We start from the raw sequence: 389 nt of genomic DNA on the forward strand, positions 1-389 counted from the left end.
GGGGGCGGAGGTTGTGGCGGCGGGGGCGGTGACTGAAATTCGCCAAAGAGCGGCACCTTGAGGCGCCGCTCCCGTTACCCAGGGTCGATCAGGCGATGATGTCGGTGACCGCCGCCTGGCCCACGGTACCCACGGCGAAGTCCACCGCGCCATGACCGGTCAGGTCGATCATCAGGCTGGTCTGGTTGGTTTCGGCGTAGTAGGTGAGGATCGCGTCGCCGGCATGCCCGGTGAAGCCGCTGACGAAGTTCAGGGTGGCGCCACCGGAGGCGAATTGCGGGATCCCGGTGAGGTCGATCTTGTCCTCGCCGCTGACGAAATCCATGATCCAGTCCGGGGCGTCGAAGGTCGAATCCGCGGCCGCGCCGTAGACGAAGGTATCAGCCCCC

General features: G+C 66.3%; 1 protein-coding gene. It reads right to left on the reverse strand.

Annotated features, from left to right (window positions below):
* Positions 1–88: 88 nt before the first annotated feature.
* Positions 89–389 (reverse strand): M10 family metallopeptidase C-terminal domain-containing protein (locus F6S12_RS33110; RefSeq protein WP_315870034.1); only part of this gene is annotated, 301 nt, incomplete at its 5' end.

The sequence above is a fragment of the Pseudomonas sp. JV245A genome, from assembly GCF_032424515.1.
In the GTDB taxonomy this organism is placed as follows: Bacteria; Pseudomonadota; Gammaproteobacteria; order Pseudomonadales; family Pseudomonadaceae; genus Aquipseudomonas; species Aquipseudomonas protegens.